Source organism: Pseudomonas lactucae, from assembly GCF_036688725.1.
GTDB classification, from domain to species: domain Bacteria; phylum Pseudomonadota; class Gammaproteobacteria; order Pseudomonadales; family Pseudomonadaceae; genus Aquipseudomonas; species Aquipseudomonas lactucae.
In genome coordinates, this window is record NZ_JAQQPT010000004.1 from 28768 (window position 1) to 43764 (window position 14997).

The 14997-nt window shown below is 60.9% G+C and carries 14 protein-coding genes; 5 read left to right on the forward strand and 9 right to left on the reverse strand.

Annotated elements, in window-relative coordinates; all coding sequences use genetic code 11:
• The first annotated feature begins 96 nt into the window (after nt 1-96).
• Complete coding sequence (locus tag V6M90_RS05225; RefSeq protein ID WP_003176887.1) at nt 97-1500, forward strand: NorM family multidrug efflux MATE transporter; 1404 nt, start codon at nt 97-99, stop codon at nt 1498-1500.
• 68 nt (nt 1501-1568) lie between these two features.
• Here V6M90_RS05225 and V6M90_RS05230 read toward each other — a convergent pair whose 3' ends face one another.
• Nucleotides 1569-3233: a putative bifunctional diguanylate cyclase/phosphodiesterase gene (locus V6M90_RS05230; protein WP_078826564.1), complete on the reverse strand. Its 1665-nt coding sequence runs from the start codon at nt 3231-3233 to the stop codon at nt 1569-1571.
• A gap of 255 nt (nt 3234-3488) precedes the next feature.
• On the opposite strand from V6M90_RS05230, the gene rep reads away from it, so the two are divergent.
• The gene (gene rep, locus V6M90_RS05235) at nt 3489-5498 is read left to right on the forward strand and encodes a DNA helicase Rep (protein WP_003176889.1); all 2010 of its coding nucleotides are present in this window, start codon (nt 3489-3491) and stop codon (nt 5496-5498) included.
• 58 nt (nt 5499-5556) lie between these two features.
• On the forward strand, nt 5557-6126 hold the full coding sequence (locus V6M90_RS05240; protein WP_003176890.1) for a xanthine phosphoribosyltransferase: 570 nt from the start codon (nt 5557-5559) through the stop codon (nt 6124-6126).
• A 79-nt stretch (nt 6127-6205) separates the two neighbouring features.
• Here the strand turns inward: V6M90_RS05240 and V6M90_RS05245 are convergent, their stop codons facing one another.
• The 6 genes from V6M90_RS05245 to dadA all read right to left on the reverse strand — a co-directional run bounded on the left by V6M90_RS05245 (nt 6206) and on the right by dadA (nt 12299).
• Nucleotides 6206-8128, reverse strand: a complete 1923-nt coding sequence (locus V6M90_RS05245; RefSeq protein ID WP_305428093.1) for an acetyl-CoA hydrolase/transferase C-terminal domain-containing protein — start codon at nt 8126-8128, stop codon at nt 6206-6208.
• A 137-nt stretch (nt 8129-8265) separates the two neighbouring features.
• The gene (locus tag V6M90_RS05250) at nt 8266-8676 is read right to left on the reverse strand and encodes a c-type cytochrome (protein WP_042945469.1); all 411 of its coding nucleotides are present in this window, start codon (nt 8674-8676) and stop codon (nt 8266-8268) included.
• A 182-nt stretch (nt 8677-8858) separates the two neighbouring features.
• On the reverse strand, nt 8859-9407 hold the full coding sequence (locus V6M90_RS05255; RefSeq protein ID WP_003176893.1) for a cupin domain-containing protein: 549 nt from the start codon (nt 9405-9407) through the stop codon (nt 8859-8861).
• Nucleotides 9408-9523: 116 nt separating this feature from the next.
• Nucleotides 9524-10597, reverse strand: a complete 1074-nt coding sequence (gene alr, locus V6M90_RS05260; protein ID WP_003176894.1) for an alanine racemase — start codon at nt 10595-10597, stop codon at nt 9524-9526.
• Nucleotides 10598-10672: 75 nt separating this feature from the next.
• Nucleotides 10673-11026 carry a RidA family protein gene (locus tag V6M90_RS05265; protein ID WP_042945471.1) on the reverse strand — a complete coding sequence of 118 codons (354 nt, stop codon included), beginning with the start codon at nt 11024-11026 and terminating at the stop codon, nt 10673-10675.
• The gene (gene dadA, locus V6M90_RS05270; RefSeq protein ID WP_141062864.1) at nt 10998-12299 is read right to left on the reverse strand and encodes a D-amino acid dehydrogenase; all 1302 of its coding nucleotides are present in this window, start codon (nt 12297-12299) and stop codon (nt 10998-11000) included. Before dadA ends, V6M90_RS05265 begins: the two co-directional genes overlap by 29 nt.
• A 155-nt stretch (nt 12300-12454) precedes the next feature.
• Here dadA and V6M90_RS05275 point away from each other — a divergent pair, with 155 nt between their 5' ends.
• Nucleotides 12455-12943, forward strand: a complete 489-nt coding sequence (locus tag V6M90_RS05275; RefSeq protein ID WP_003176896.1) for an Lrp/AsnC ligand binding domain-containing protein — start codon at nt 12455-12457, stop codon at nt 12941-12943.
• Between the two features lie 41 nt (nt 12944-12984).
• On the opposite strand, the gene V6M90_RS05280 is transcribed toward V6M90_RS05275, so the two are convergent.
• Nucleotides 12985-13338 carry a YkgJ family cysteine cluster protein gene (locus V6M90_RS05280; protein ID WP_003176897.1) on the reverse strand — a complete coding sequence of 118 codons (354 nt, stop codon included), beginning with the start codon at nt 13336-13338 and terminating at the stop codon, nt 12985-12987.
• A 115-nt stretch (nt 13339-13453) separates the two neighbouring features.
• Here V6M90_RS05280 and V6M90_RS05285 point away from each other — a divergent pair, with 115 nt between their 5' ends.
• Nucleotides 13454-14746, forward strand: coding sequence for an NAD(P)/FAD-dependent oxidoreductase (locus tag V6M90_RS05285; RefSeq protein ID WP_141062863.1), 1293 nt, complete (start codon nt 13454-13456; stop codon nt 14744-14746).
• Here the strand turns inward: V6M90_RS05285 and V6M90_RS05290 are convergent, their stop codons facing one another.
• Entirely contained in the window at nt 14747-14971 is a 225-nt protein-coding gene (locus V6M90_RS05290) for a DUF1127 domain-containing protein (RefSeq protein ID WP_003176899.1), read from the reverse strand.
• Nucleotides 14972-14997 lie beyond the last annotated feature (26 nt).

Below are 14997 nucleotides of genomic sequence, written 5' to 3' on the forward strand. Positions count from 1 at the left end.
TTTTAATCATGTGAACGATCGCTTTTATCCCTTTGTGCAATGGGCTGGGAGCACCGAGAATCAACCTTCCCCCAACCCTCTGACTTTTTGAGTGTGATGATCATGCGGCATCCGGCACGTACCGAACTCTGGGCCATTCTGCGGTTGTCAGGGCCGCTGATCGCCTCGCAGTTGGCGCACATGCTGATGGTGCTGACCGACACGCTGATGATGGCGCGCCTGAGTCCCGAAGCCTTGGCCGGTGGTGGCCTGGGAGCGGCGAGCTATTCGTTCGTATCGATCTTCTGCATCGGCGTGATTGCCGCCGTCGGCACCCTGGTGGCGATCCGTCACGGCGCGGGCGATATCCAAGGCGCCACCCGCCTGACCCAGGCCGGGCTATGGCTGGCGTGGCTGATGGCCCTGGCGGCAGCGTTGTTGCTGTGGAACCTCAAGCCCGTGCTGCTGATGTTCGGCCAGACCGAAACCAACGTGCAGTCGGCAGGGTTGTTCCTGACGATCCTGCCGTTCGCCCTGCCCGGCTACCTGAGTTTCATGGCCTTGCGCGGCTTCACCAGCGCCATTGGCAAGGCCACCCCGGTGATGGTGATCAGCCTCGGCGGCACTGTGCTCAATTACCTGCTCAACCACGCGCTGATCGAAGGTATGTTCGGCCTGCCAAAACTGGGCTTGATGGGTATTGGCCTGGTCACGGCCATCGTCGCCAATGGCATGGCATTGACGTTGATGTGGTACATCCGCAGCAACCGCGCTTATGCCGCTTACCCGCTGGGCATCGGCCTGTTGCGCCTCAACACCCAGTATCTGCGCGAACTGTGGCGCCTGGGCCTGCCGATTGGCGGCACCTATGCGGTGGAAGTCGGGCTGTTTGCCTTTGCCGCGCTGTGCATGGGCACCATGGGCAGTACGCAACTGGCGGCGCATCAGGTGGCCCTGCAAATCGTCTCGGTGGCGTTCATGGTGCCGGCGGGCATGTCCTACGCGGTGACCATGCGCATCGGTCAGCACTATGGCGCCGGGCAATTGCTGCAGGCGCGCCTGGCCGGTCGCGTCGGCATTGGTTTTGGTGCCACGGTGATGTTGGGATTCGCCGCGGTGCTGTGGCTGTTTTCCGATCCCCTGATCGGACTGCTCATCGATCACCACAACCCGGCGTTCCATGACGTGATCGTCCTGGCCGTCAGCCTGCTCGCCGTTGCCGCCTGGTTCGAGCTGTTCGACGGCGTGCAAACCATCGCCATGGGCTGCATTCGCGGACTCAAGGACGCCAAGACCACCTTTCTGATCGGTGCGGGCTGCTACTGGTTGATTGGCGCGCCTTCGGCCTGGCTGATGGCGTTCACCCTGGGCTGGGGTCCAACCGGTGTGTGGTGGGGTTTGGCGCTGGGTCTGGCCTGTGCGGCAGTGAGCCTGACCTGGGCCTTCGAGGCGAAGATGAAGCGCATGATTCGGCTGGAGCCTGAGGCGCAAGGTTCGTTTCAGGTCGCACAGACGGAGTAAGGGTTTTACTCGGCCAAAAAAACTGTGGGCGGGCTCGCTCCCTTCCACAGTTTGACTGGGCTCTCAATTCAACCGAGTAAAACCTGCTGGTTCTTGCCAAACGTCAGGTATTCCACCAACTCAGGCAACGGCAACGGCTTGCTGATCAGGTAACCCTGGGCCTGGTCGCAGCCGAACAGCCTTAGCAATGCGAGCTGTTCAGGGGTTTCGACCCCCTCGGCCACCACTTCCAGGTTGAGGTTGTGGGCCAAATTGATCATGGCGTGTACCAGCTTGCGGTTCTCTTCGCGTTCTTCCATGCCACCGACGAAGCTCTTGTCGATCTTCAACAAGGCAATCGGCAGGCTGTTGAGGTGTACGAACGACGAGAAACCGGTACCGAAGTCATCCAGGGAAAACCGCACGCCCAGGCGACCGAGGGCGTCCATGGTCTGCTTGACCAGGTCACTGCGGCGCATCACGGCGGTTTCGGTCAACTCGAACTCCAGCCATTGCGCCTCCACACCACGCTCGGCAATCAGCCGGCTGAGGGTGGAGAGCAACTGGCTGTCCTGAAACTGGCGGAACGACAGGTTGACCGCCATATGCAACGGCGGCAGGCCGCGTTCACGCAGGTCTTGCATGTCACGCAGGGCTCGGGAGATCACCCAGTAGCCCAACGGCACGATCAGGCCACTCTGCTCGGCCAGCGGCACGAATTCGCTGGGGGGCAACAGGCCGCGCTCGCCATGGCGCCAGCGCACCAGGGCTTCCAGGCCGACGATATGCCCGTCGTCCAAATCCAGGCGCGGCTGGTAATGCAGCTCCAGTTCATCGCGGCGCAGTGCCCGGCGCAGTTCGCTTTCCAGGTCGGCCAGGCTGCGTGCATTACGGTTGATACGTTCGTTGAAGATATGAAAGGTGCAGCCCTGGGTGCTCTTGGCTTGCTGCATGGCGATATGCGCGTGCCACATCAGCGGGTCGGCACCGGCGCGGGCGCGGGCATGGGCCACGCCGAGGCTGCAGCCGATCAGCAGGCTTTCGCCATCCACCCAGTAAGGTTCGGCCATGACTTCGGTGATGCGCTCAGCCATCCATTCAGCGCGCTGGGGCGCACGGCGCGTGTCGATCAGCAAGGCGAATTCGTCGCTGCCCAGGCGGGCCAGTTGATCGCCGGCTTCGAGCTGGCTCTTGAGCCGCGACACCACTTGCAGGATCAACCGGTCGCCGGCCTGATGGCCGAGGGCGTCGTTGGCATGACGAAAGTTGTCGAGGTCCAGATGACCCAGGGCCAGCCCGCGACCTTCGTTTTCGGCCAGCCGCGCCGCCAGCAGAGTCTGGAAGCCCTGACGGTTGGCGATGCCGGTGAGCGGGTCCTGTTCGGCCAGGCGCTGCAGGGTGGTTTCCAGCACACCGCGCTCACGCACATGGCGCAGGCAGCGGCGCAGGGTTTCGGCGTCCAGCACATTACGGATCAGCCAATCGCTCACACCGAGCGGCGATACCAACGGTTCCTGCTCCAACAGCAATACGCACGGCAGGCTGCAACGGCCAGGGCCGGGTTGCAGGCTGGGCGTGGTCAACAGCACGGCGCTGTGGTCGTCGTCGAACAGACGACTCACCGAGTCCCAGTTTGGCGCGCTGATCAGCACAGCCCCATCGCCCATCGGCGCCAGGCACTCGCGCAACAACGCTGCCCACTCAGGCGCATCGGCCAATAGCAGCAAACGCAAGGGTTCGACAGGCGTAGACAAGCTAGCTCCCTAGACTCTGCAAAATTTCGTTGGCGGCGGGCATTATGACGTGCGGCCTGATAATCACCAATGATAGGTACCATCAAATACGCAGGCTGTAAGCAATTGTCCTAAAAACCAATACATCCTGCGGCAAAGTAGCAAAACCGGCAAATTTAGATCGAGTGGTACGTCACACCGTCGATCCAGAGCAGCAGAATCTTGCCAGCCTGTTAAAATGCCCGCCCTTTTGAACAACGACTCCTCAAATTCCGTATGTCCCGACTCAACCCCCGGCAGCAAGAAGCCGTGAACTACGTCGGCGGCCCTCTATTGGTGCTCGCCGGTGCAGGCTCCGGCAAGACCAGCGTGATCACCCGCAAGATTGCGCACCTGATCCAGAACTGCGGCATCCGTGCCCAGTACATTGTCGCCATGACCTTTACCAACAAGGCCGCGCGCGAGATGAAAGAGCGTGTCGGCACCCTGCTCAAGGGGGGTGAAGGTCGTGGCCTCACCGTGTGCACCTTCCACAACCTGGGCCTGAACATCATCCGCAAGGAGCATGCGCGGCTGGGCTACAAGCCGGGCTTCTCGATCTTCGACGAGACCGACGTCAAGGCCCTGATGACCGACATCATGCAGAAGGAATACGCAGGCGACGACGGCGTTGATGAGATCAAGAACATGATCGGCGCCTGGAAAAACGACCTGATCCTGCCCGCCCAGGCCCTGGAAAACGCACGCAACCCCAAGGAACAGACCGCCGCCATCGTCTACACCCACTATCAACGCACGCTCAAGGCGTTCAACGCGGTGGACTTCGACGACTTGATCCTGCAACCGGTCAAGTTGTTCCAGGAACACGCCGACATCCTTGAAAAGTGGCAGAACAAGGTGCGCTACCTGCTGGTGGACGAATACCAGGACACCAACGCCAGCCAATACCTGCTGGTGAAGCTGCTGATCGGTACACGCAATCAATTCACCGTGGTGGGCGACGACGACCAGTCGATCTACGCCTGGCGCGGCGCCCGCCCGGAAAACCTGATGCTGCTCAAGGTCGACTACCCGTCCTTGAAAGTGGTGATGCTGGAGCAGAACTACCGCTCCACCAGCCGCATCCTGCGCTGCGCCAACGTGCTGATCTCCAACAACCCCCACGAGTTTGAAAAACAGCTGTGGAGCGAGATGGGGCACGGCGATGAGATTCGCGTGATCCGCTGCCGCAACGAAGACGCCGAAGCCGAGCGCGTGGCCGTGGAAATCCTCAGCCTGCACCTGCGCACCGACCGGCCCTACAGTGATTTTGCGATCCTGTACCGAGGCAACTACCAGGCCAAGCTGATCGAGCTGAAACTGCAACACCACCAGGTGCCGTATCGCCTGTCGGGCGGCAACAGCTTTTTCGGACGCCAGGAAGTAAAAGACCTGATGGCCTACTTCCGATTGATCGTGAACCCGGATGACGACAACGCCTTCCTGCGGGTAATCAACGTCCCGCGTCGGGAAATCGGCTCGACGACCCTGGAAAAGCTAGGCAACTACGCCACCGAACGCAAGATCTCCATGTACGCCGCCACCGACGAAATCGGCCTGGGCGAACACCTGGACACACGCTTCACCGATCGCCTGTCACGCTTCAAGCGCTTTATGGACAAAGTGCGCGAGCAATGCGCCGGCGAAGACCCGATCAGCGCACTGCGCAGCATGGTCATGGACATCGACTACGAAAACTGGCTGCGCACCAACAGTTCCAGCGACAAGGCCGCGGATTACCGCATGAGCAACGTCTGGTTCCTGATCGAAGCGCTGAAGAACACCCTGGAAAAAGACGAAGACGGCGAGATGACCGTCGAGGACGCCATCGGCAAGCTGGTGCTGCGCGATATGCTCGAGCGCCAGCAGGAAGAAGAAGACGGCGCCGAAGGTGTACAGATGATGACCCTGCATGCCTCCAAGGGCCTGGAATTTCCCTACGTGTTCATCATGGGCATGGAAGAAGAAATCCTCCCGCACCGCTCCAGCATTGAAGCCGACACCATCGAAGAGGAACGGCGCCTGGCCTACGTGGGCATTACCCGCGCACGTCAGACCCTGGCTTTCACCTTTGCCGCCAAGCGCAAGCAATACGGCGAAATCATTGATTGTGCGCCCAGCCGGTTCCTCGATGAACTGCCGCCGGACGACCTGGCCTGGGAAGGCAACGACGACACCCCGACCGAGGTCAAGGCCGTTCGCGGCAACAGCGCCCTGGCTGACATACGCGCGATGTTAAAGCGCTAGAATCGACTACTTTTCAATCTACTTTCGGCGCACAACGCGCCATTAGAGGAAGCTTTCCGTGGAAGCACTGCACAAGAAAATTCGCGAAGAAGGCATCGTGCTTTCCGATCAGGTACTCAAGGTCGACGCCTTTTTGAACCACCAGATCGACCCGGCGCTGATGAAACTGATCGGCGACGAATTCGCCGCGCTGTTCAAGGACTCGGGCATCACCAAGATCGTCACCATCGAAGCCTCAGGCATCGCGCCAGCAATCATGACCGGCCTGAACCTGGGTGTACCGGTTATCTTCGCGCGCAAGCAACAGTCCCTGACGCTGACCGAAAACCTGCTGTCGGCGACGGTGTATTCCTTCACCAAGAAGACCGAGAGCACCGTGGCGATCTCGCCGCGTCATTTGACCAGCAGCGACCGCGTGTTGGTGATCGATGACTTTCTGGCCAACGGCAAGGCGTCCCAGGCGCTGATATCGATCATCAAGCAAGCCGGCGCGACCGTTGCGGGCTTGGGGATCGTGATCGAGAAATCGTTCCAGGGTGGCCGTGCGGAGCTGGATGCGCAGGGTTATCGAGTAGAGTCGCTGGCGCGGGTGAAGTCGTTGGCGGGTGGGGTTGTCACCTTTATCTGAGTCAACCCTGCTTGAAATGTGGGAGGGGGCAAGTCGAACCGTCGCACCGCCCCTCCCACATTGAGTTATTTGTTGGTTTTCAGTGCGCGGTTGCTTGTAAGCCCGCGAGCAACAGGCGCTGATAGAGATCCTCTTTCAGCCCCTCCGGCTTATCCAGCCGCATCCGCTCCAAATGCCTGGGAAACGCCTCCGGCTCCGGTGCATCCAGCGCCGCCTTGCCCAACTCCAGCATCTCCGTCAGCTTGAACTTGCTCTTGAGCCAGTTCAGCGCCCGCAACAAGTCCCGCTCTTCGTCAGTAAAATCACTCCCCAACGGGTATTCCGGAAACAACCGTTTATGCCGCGCCTGAATGCCTTTGAGGCGCTCCGGCGTGTTGTCGGCAAAGCGCGGATCCAGCTGGAAGTCCTTGGGTAATTTGCCGGCCTTTTGTGCCTGTTCGATCAAGTCGTCCTGGAAACGCGAGTCGGCGATATTGAGCAGTGCCTCGATGACCTGGGCATCTGTCTGCCCGCGCAAGTCGGCAATTCCGTATTCGGTGATGACGATATCCCGCAGGTGCCGGGGAATGGTGCAGTGCCCGTAGTCCCAGACAATATTGGAACTGACCTCCCCCGCCGACTCACGCCAGCTGCGCAGAATCAGGATGGCGCGCGCACCTTCCAGCGCATGGCCCTGGGCGACAAAGTTGTATTGCCCGCCCACGCCGCTGAGTACGCGGCCATCTTCCAACTGGTCGGCAACGCCCGCGCCGAGCAGCGTCACCATGATCGCGCTGTTGATAAACCGCGCATCCTGGCGCTGCAAACGCTTGAGTTCTTCCTGACCGTACAGCTCGTTGATATAGCTGATGCGGGTCATGTTGAATTCAAGGCGCTTGGTGTGGGTCATGTCCTGCAAGCGCTGGTAAAAACTGCGTGGTCCCAGAAAGAACCCGCCATGAATCGACACGCCATCGGTTTGCGCCGCATCGTCCAGCAAGCCGGCATTGGCCTGTTCCTGGGTCGCCACATCCGGGTACACCTTGCGCCGTACGATTCCCGCATCCGCCAGTACCAGCAAGCCGTTGACGAACATCTCGCTGCAACCGTAGAGGCCACGGGCAAAAGGGTCGACGCCGCCTTCACGGCTGATCAACGGCGCCCACTGGTACACATCCAGGTCTGTCAGCAGCAGGCGGTAGGCTTCGTTGTCTGCCTGGCGCGCGAGCAAGGCGGCGGTCAGGGCATCGCCCATGGAGCCAATGCCGATCTGCAAGGTGCCGCCGTCGCGCACCAAGGTACTGGCATGCAGGCCGATAAAGTGGTCCTGGTAGCCCACCGGCATGTTCGGCGTGGAGAACAGCGTGGAGCTGTCTTTGGCGTCAATCAGGTAGTCGAACGCGTCCATGCCCAATTCGGAATCGCCAGGCATGTAGGGCAAGTCGGTATGGACCTGGCCGACGATCAAAATGGTTTCACCCGCGGCACGGCGTTTGGCGATCATCGGCAGCAAGTCGAGGGTAATATCGGGGTTGCAGCTCAGGCTCAGGCGGTCCGGGTGTTCGGCGCTGCTGGCCACCAGTTGCGCCACCAGGTTCAGGCCGGCCCCGTTGATATCACGGGCGGCATGGCTGTAGTTGCTGCTGACGTAATCCTGCTGGGCCGACGCGCTGTGGAGCAGGCTGCCGGGCTGCATGAAGAATTGCCGTACATGGATATTCTTCGGCAGGCTGTCCGAATGCAGGGCGGCAAGAAAATCCAGCTCGGGATAATCGCCAAACACGCGCTCGATAAAGGGTTCCAAAAAGCGTTTCTGTAAACCATCGCCCAGGGTTGGGCGCCCCAGGCTCAGGGCGGTGTAGATCGTCAGCGCCCGCTCGGGCAAATGGGCGATGCGCCGGTACAGCGCATTGACGAACAGGTTGGGCTTACCCAGGCCCAGCGGCATGCCCATGTGGATATGCGCCGGCAAGCGCTCCAGTACGTCGTCAACTGCTTGCTCGATTGAACACAACTGCACCATCCGACTGCTCCCGAACATTCCATGAATAGGGGTTCGACCGAGCTTGCCGCGTCTTTGCTGCAAAGAACAGCGCAAAACCTGAATTGCGCCCACAAAAAAGCCGCTCGTAAGCGGCATTTTTGACGAAGATTGGCTAATTACAGCCCGGACATCTTCTTGATAGCGCCTTTGAGGTCGTCATCCGAGCAATCCGCACAGGTGCCCTTTGGCGGCATGGCGTTGATACCGGTGATCGCCTTGGCGAGGATGCCATCGAGACCGCCCTGGTGGTCGGCGCGCTCTTTCCAGGCGGCGGTGTCGCCGATCTTCGGTGCGCCGAGCAGGCCGGTGCCGTGGCATGCATTGCAATGCTTGGCGATGATATCGTCCGGCGTTTTCGCGCCGCCGCCGCCCGCTGCAACGGCGACTTCCATCCCCTTGCATTCCTGGCCCTGGACGCAAACCTGGCCCACAGGCTCCAGGCGCTTGGCAATGTCATCATTGGTCGCAGCTTGAGCGCTGACAGCCCATAGGGCCAGTACGGTTGCTGGTGCAGCCAGCATTTTCATAATTAGGTTCACGCGTTCACCCTCAATGGTGGCTATTCACGCCTGCGGCCACGGTTTCGCAGGCGGCGAAAGTATAACGGTTAGCCCGCCCGGCCGAAACAACCCTATTAAATAAAGGGAGATTCGACCGCACGGAATACGGCTGCGGGAACCTCTGCAACGCTGGCAGGGCGCCTCTGTTCTTAAAAGTTCGCGGGCGTGGCTGCGCTGATTAGTCGCGCCGGCACATCGAACGGATTGCGAAAACGATGGGGCTTGGTACTTTCAAAGTAGTAGCTATCGCCAGCTTCGAGCACAAAAGTTTCAAGACCGACCACCAACTCCAGGCGGCCCTCCACCAGAATCCCGGTTTCTTCGCCTTCGTGGGTGAGCATTTCTTCGCCGGTGTCGGCGCCGGGCGGGTAGATCTCGTTGAGAAACGCGATGGCCCGGCTGGGGTGCGCCCGACCCACCAGTTTCATGGTCACCGCGCCGTCGGAGATGTCGATCAGCTCATTGGCTTTATAGACGATCTGCGTCGGTATTTCCTGGAGGATCTCCTCGGAAAAGAACTCGACCATGGACATGGGGATGCCGCCCAGCACCTTGCGCAAGGAGCTGATCGAGGGGCTGACACTGTTTTTTTCGATCATCGAAATGGTGCTGTTGGTGACACCCGCGCGCTTGGCGAGCTCACGCTGGGAAAGACCCTTCAACTTACGGATGGATTGCAGTCGTTCGCCGACGTCCAATGCGGGAGCCTCCTAGAATTCAGGCTTTGTTGTAATTGAGCGTTATCATGGCGACAGCGTTCAGTATTTACAACACTTGGGCCTAAATCCCGGACGGCTGCGTTCGTAGGCGACGATCAAGCGCCGATATAGAGCCTTGGCACGCGGCGCAGGTTGCAGAATATCTGATAGGGAATGGTGTCGGCGGCCACCGCAACGTCACTGGCTAGGATGTTTTTGCCCCACAGCTCGACCGTAGAACCCAGGCCTGCCTGTGGCACGTCAGTCAGGTCGACGCAGAGCATGTCCATGGACACACGCCCCAGCAGTTGGCTGCGCTGCCCGGCGACGAGCACCGGCGTACCGGTCGGCGCGTGACGCGGGTAGCCGTCGGCGTAGCCCATGGCAACCACCCCGATGCGCATCGGTTTTGGTGTAACGAACCTGGCGCCGTAACCCACCGGCTCGCCGGCCGGCAATTCACGTACGCAGATGACTTTCGACTCCAGGGTCATCACCGGCTGCAAACGCGCGGCCAGAGCCTGGTCCTCGCCGAATGGGGTCGCGCCGTAGAGCATGATGCCCGGGCGTACCCAGTCACTGGACACACTCGGCCAGCCCAATACCGCAGGCGAATTGCGCAGGCTGACTTCGGCCGCAAGCCCCTGGCGTGCCGCATCAAATACCGCCACTTGTTCGTTGCTGCTGGTGCAATCGAGCTCATCGGCGCGGGCGAAATGGCTCATCAACACGATCTTCGCGACTTTACCGCTGGCCAGCAGGCGCTGGTAAGCCTCTTGATAATCCTTGGGATGCAGGCCGACACGGTGCATGCCCGAGTCCAGCTTGAGCCAGATCGTCAGCGGCTTGCTCAAGGCGGCCTGTTCGATTGCCTCCAGCTGCCACAGCGAGTGCACCACGCACCAGAAGTCGTGCTCGATGATCAGCGCCAGCTCGTCGGCTTCGAAAAAACCTTCCAGCAGCAGCACCGGCGCACGAATCCCGGCGGCGCGCAGCTCCAACGCCTCTTCGATGCAGGCCACGGCGAACCCATCGGCCTCGGCTTCCAGCGCCTGGGCCACGCGCACCGCACCATGGCCATAGGCGTCGGCCTTGATCACGGCAAGAGCCTTGGCCCCCGTGACGTCACGGGCCAATCGGTAATTGTGGCGCAGGGCCTGGAGATCGATCAGGGCACGGGCTGGACGCATGGCGGCGGGCTTCTAGGCAACAGAGTGAAAAAAACCGGCGCCGATGGTTTACGTCGGCGCCGGGAGGAAACGGTGTTAAGGCAGCGCAGCCACGACGGACAGCTCCACCAGGATTTGCGGTTCGCACAGCTTGGCTTCAACCGTGGCGCGGGCCGGGGCGACGCCCTTGGGCAGCCATGCGTCCCAGACCGCGTTCATGCCGGCAAAATCGGCATCGATGTCTTTCAGGTAAATCGTCACCGACAACAATTTGGTCTTGTCGCTACCGGCCAGGTCGAGCAACCGCTCGATGTTGGCCAGGGTTTCACGGGTCTGCTGTTCAATCCCGGCGCTCATGTCGTCGCCGACCTGTCCCGCCAGATACACGGTGCCGCTGTGGATAACGATCTGGCTCATGCGCTCATTGGTGAGCTGGCGCTGGATTGACATGTTGTGCGGACTCCTGGTGGTTGCCATAACGGGAAATATCGAGGCCTGCAGCGCTGATCTGTGGGGTTCTCTTCGCCATCAGATCGGCCAGCAAGCGACCGGATCCACAGGCCATGGTCCAACCGAGGGTGCCGTGGCCGGTGTTCAGGAACAGGTTCTTGAACGGCGTTGCACCCACAATCGGTGTACCGTCGGGCGTGGTCGGACGCAGGCCGGTCCAGAAGGTGGCCTCGGCCAAATCGCCGCCCTGAGGATAAAGGTCGTTGACGATCATCTCCAGGGTTTCGCGTCGGCGCGGGTTAAGCGACAGGTCAAAACCGGCGATTTCAGCCATGCCACCCACGCGAATGCGGTTGTCGAAACGGGTGATCGCGACCTTGTAGGTCTCGTCCAAAATAGTCGACGTAGGCGCCATCGCCGGGTCGGTGATCGGCACGGTCAGCGAGTAGCCCTTGAGCGGATACACCGGCGCCTTGATCCCCAGCGGCTTGAGCAGTTTCGGCGAGTAACTGCCGAGGGCCAGCACGTAACGGTCGGCGGTTTCCAGCTTACCGTCGATCCACACGCCGTTGATACGATCACCGGCATGGTCGAGGCGCTGGATATCCTGTTCGAAGCGGAACTCCACGCCCAACTGCTTGCACATGTCGACCAGGCGAGTGGTGAACATCTGGCAATCGCCGGTCTGGTCGTTAGGCAGACGCAGGGCACCGGCGAGGATATCGGTGACGCTGGCCAGGGCCGGCTCGACACGAGCAATGCCGGCGCGGTCGAGCAGTTCGAACGGCACGCCGGACTCTTTCAGCACGGCGATATCCTTGGCGGCGCCGTCGAGCTGTGCCTGGGTACGGAACAGCTGGGTAGTCCCAAGGCTGCGGCCTTCGTAGGAGATGCCGGTCTCGGCGCGCAGCTCGTCGAGGCAGTCGCGGCTGTACTCGGACAGGCGCACCATGCGCTCCTTGTTTACCGCATAGCGGCTGGCCGTGCAGTTGCGCAGCATCTGCGCCATCCACAGGTATTGATCGATATCTGCCGTGGCCTTGATCGCCAGCGGCGCATGGCGTTGCAGCAACCACTTGATGGCCTTGAGCGGCACGCCCGGCGCAGCCCAGGGCGAGGCATAGCCTGGAGACACTTGGCCAGCATTGGCGAAACTGGTTTCCATGGCGGCGGCTGGCTGGCGGTCGACTACCACGACCTCAAAGCCGGCACGAGCCAAATAGTAGGCACTGGTCACACCAATGACACCGCTACCCAAGACCAGAACGCGCATTTTCATATCCTCATCGCGGCGTGACCGCTGACGTGTGTTGTTCGAGCAATGATGAGCGCAGTATAAAAAGCAATCACCAGTGCATTTCACTATATAAATGCCTATATTTGGCGACAATTCTCGGCAAAAACCCTTTTTACAGAGGCGTATCCCCTATGCGTACCAACACCCAGACCAAGCGGGAGCTGGACAAGATCGACCGTAACATCCTGCGCATCCTGCAGACCGACGGGCGAATTTCGTTCACGGAACTGGGGGAAAAAGTCGGGTTATCGACCACGCCGTGTACCGAGCGGGTCCGCCGGTTGGAGCGTGAAGGGATCATCATGGGCTACAACGCGCGGCTCAATCCGCAGCATTTGAAAGGGAGTTTGCTGGTATTTGTCGAGATCAGCCTCGATTACAAATCCGGCGATACGTTTGAAGAGTTTCGCCGCGCCGTGCTGAAACTGCCCCATGTGCTGGAGTGCCACTTGGTGTCCGGGGACTTCGACTATCTGGTGAAAGCACGGATTTCCGAGATGGCCTCATACCGCAAGTTGCTCGGCGATATCCTGCTCAAGCTGCCCCATGTGCGCGAATCCAAGAGCTATATCGTGATGGAAGAAGTGAAAGAGAGCCTGAACCTGCCGATCCCGGACTGACTGACAAGTGGGTCAAATGTGGGAAGGGCCGCGCACATCCGTCAGACCAGCACCTGCCGGGTACTCGCCATGTACTCATGGATCTGCTTTTCGACCCGTGGATGGATCAACTCAACCGGCCCTCGCCCGTTAGGACACGGCAAGGTCTTGGTGGTGCCGAACAAGCGACAGATCAGCGGGCGCTCGTCATACACCGTGCAGCCGTTGGGCCCCAGGTGTACGCAATTGAGTTCATCCATCGCCGCGTCCTGCTCGGCAGCTGTCTTGCGCGGTAGACGCGACATTTCCTCGGGCGAGGTGGTCACCGGCCCACAGCAGTCATGGCAACCGGGTACGCACTCGAACGAAGGAATCTGACGGCGCAATGCGCTGATTTTCTGACTGTTGCAACTCATCGAAACACGTACCGAACGGCGAATAGACATGGATTCTGCCGTAAAACGCTCCGCGCAGACAGCGCCGTCCGACCGCTGTATCCTGCGTCAAATTTTCCAAACAGGGAGCTTCTCCATGACCGCCAGCGCCCGACATACCTCGTCCTACTATGCCGCCAGCAGCGTGCCGCAACCCGATTTTCCGGCATTGGCCGGTGAAGTGGCGGCTGACGTCTGCGTGGTCGGCGGTGGCTTCTCGGGGCTCAATACCGCCCTGGAGCTGGCCGAGCGTGGCTTCAGCGTGGTCCTGCTGGAGGCGCGAAAAATCGCTTGGGGCGCCAGCGGACGTAACGGCGGCCAGCTGATTCGCGGGGTCGGCCACGGCCTGGACCAATTCGCCAACATCATCGGCACCGACGGCGTACGCGAGATGAAGCTGATGGGCCTGGAAGCCGTGGAGATCGTGCGCCAGCGCGTGGAGCGCTTTCAGATCCCCTGCGACCTGACCTGGGGCTATTGCGACCTCGCCAACAAACCCCGCGACCTGCAAGGTCTGGCCGAAGATGCCGAAGAATTGCGCAGCCTGGGCTATCGCCATGAAGTGCGCCTGCTGCAAGCCAGCGAGATGAGCAGCGTAATCGGCTCCGGGCGCTACGTAGGCGGCATGATCGACATGGGCTCCGGCCACCTGCACCCGCTGAACCTGGCCCTTGGTGAAGCGGCCGCCGCGCAGCAATTGGGTGTACAGCTGTTTGAGCAGTCCGAAGTGCTGCGTATCGACTACGGCCCCGAGGTCAAGGTGCATACCGCGCAGGGCCATGTGCGCGCCAAGACCCTGGTGCTGGCCTGCAATGCCTACCTCAACGGCCTCAATCCCCACCTGAGCGGCAAGGTGCTGCCCGCCGGGAGCTACATCATCGCCACCGAGCCGTTGAGCCAAGCGCAAGCCGCCAACCTGTTGCCGCAGAACATGGCGGTGTGTGATCAGCGCGTCACGGTGGACTACTTCCGCCTGTCCGCCGACCGTCGTCTATTGTTTGGCGGCGCCTGCCACTATTCCGGCCGCGACCCCCAGGACATCGGCGCCTATATGCGTCCGAAAATGCTGCGTGTGTTCCCGCAGTTGGCCGATGTAAAGATCGATTATCAATGGGGCGGCATGATCGGTATCGGCGCCAACCGTTTGCCGCAGATCGGCCGCCTGGCCGACCAACCCAACGTGTATTACGCCCAGGCCTACGCCGGCCATGGCCTCAACGCCACCCACCTGGCGGGCAAGTTGCTGGCCGAAGCCATCAGCGGCCAGCAACAGGGGCGTTTCGATCTGTTCGCCCGCGTGCCGCACATCACCTTTCCTGGCGGCAAGCACCTGCGCTCGCCGCTGCTGGCGCTGGGGATGCTCTGGCACCGCCTCAGAGAGCTGATCTGATCAACTGCGCCAGAAGGGCTTCAACCCTTCCTGGCGTGCCTGCTCGGCGGTCAAGCCGATGTCGCGCAATTGCTCAGGGCTCAGCGTCAGCAGGGCCTTGCGCGTGTGCCGGTGGCGCCAGAACAGGCACCAGCGGCTATGGGTCGGCGCGGTCATCGCGCGTTCCTGCCCTGTCACCCGTTCCTGACGGTGTAACGCCAGCCGCACATCGCTCATGCCGTTCATTTTTACTGCCCCTCATTGGCGTGTTG

Coding starts and splice junctions, on each gene's coding strand:
- V6M90_RS05225 (WP_003176887.1), top strand. CDS start 97: ATGATCATGCGGCATCCGGCACGTACCGAACTCTGGGCCATTCTGCGG.
- rep (WP_003176889.1), top strand. CDS start 3,489: ATGTCCCGACTCAACCCCCGGCAGCAAGAAGCCGTGAACTACGTCGGC.
- V6M90_RS05245 (WP_305428093.1), bottom strand. CDS start 8,128: ATGGTGCAGTTGTGTTCAATCGAGCAAGCAGTTGACGACGTACTGGAG.
- V6M90_RS05250 (WP_042945469.1), bottom strand. CDS start 8,676: ATGAAAATGCTGGCTGCACCAGCAACCGTACTGGCCCTATGGGCTGTC.
- alr (WP_003176894.1), bottom strand. CDS start 10,597: ATGCGTCCAGCCCGTGCCCTGATCGATCTCCAGGCCCTGCGCCACAAT.
- V6M90_RS05265 (WP_042945471.1), bottom strand. CDS start 11,026: ATGTCAATCCAGCGCCAGCTCACCAATGAGCGCATGAGCCAGATCGTT.
- dadA (WP_141062864.1), bottom strand. CDS start 12,299: ATGCGCGTTCTGGTCTTGGGTAGCGGTGTCATTGGTGTGACCAGTGCC.
- V6M90_RS05275 (WP_003176896.1), top strand. CDS start 12,455: ATGCGTACCAACACCCAGACCAAGCGGGAGCTGGACAAGATCGACCGT.
- V6M90_RS05280 (WP_003176897.1), bottom strand. CDS start 13,338: ATGAGTTGCAACAGTCAGAAAATCAGCGCATTGCGCCGTCAGATTCCT.
- V6M90_RS05285 (WP_141062863.1), top strand. CDS start 13,454: ATGACCGCCAGCGCCCGACATACCTCGTCCTACTATGCCGCCAGCAGC.
- V6M90_RS05290 (WP_003176899.1), bottom strand. CDS start 14,971: ATGAACGGCATGAGCGATGTGCGGCTGGCGTTACACCGTCAGGAACGG.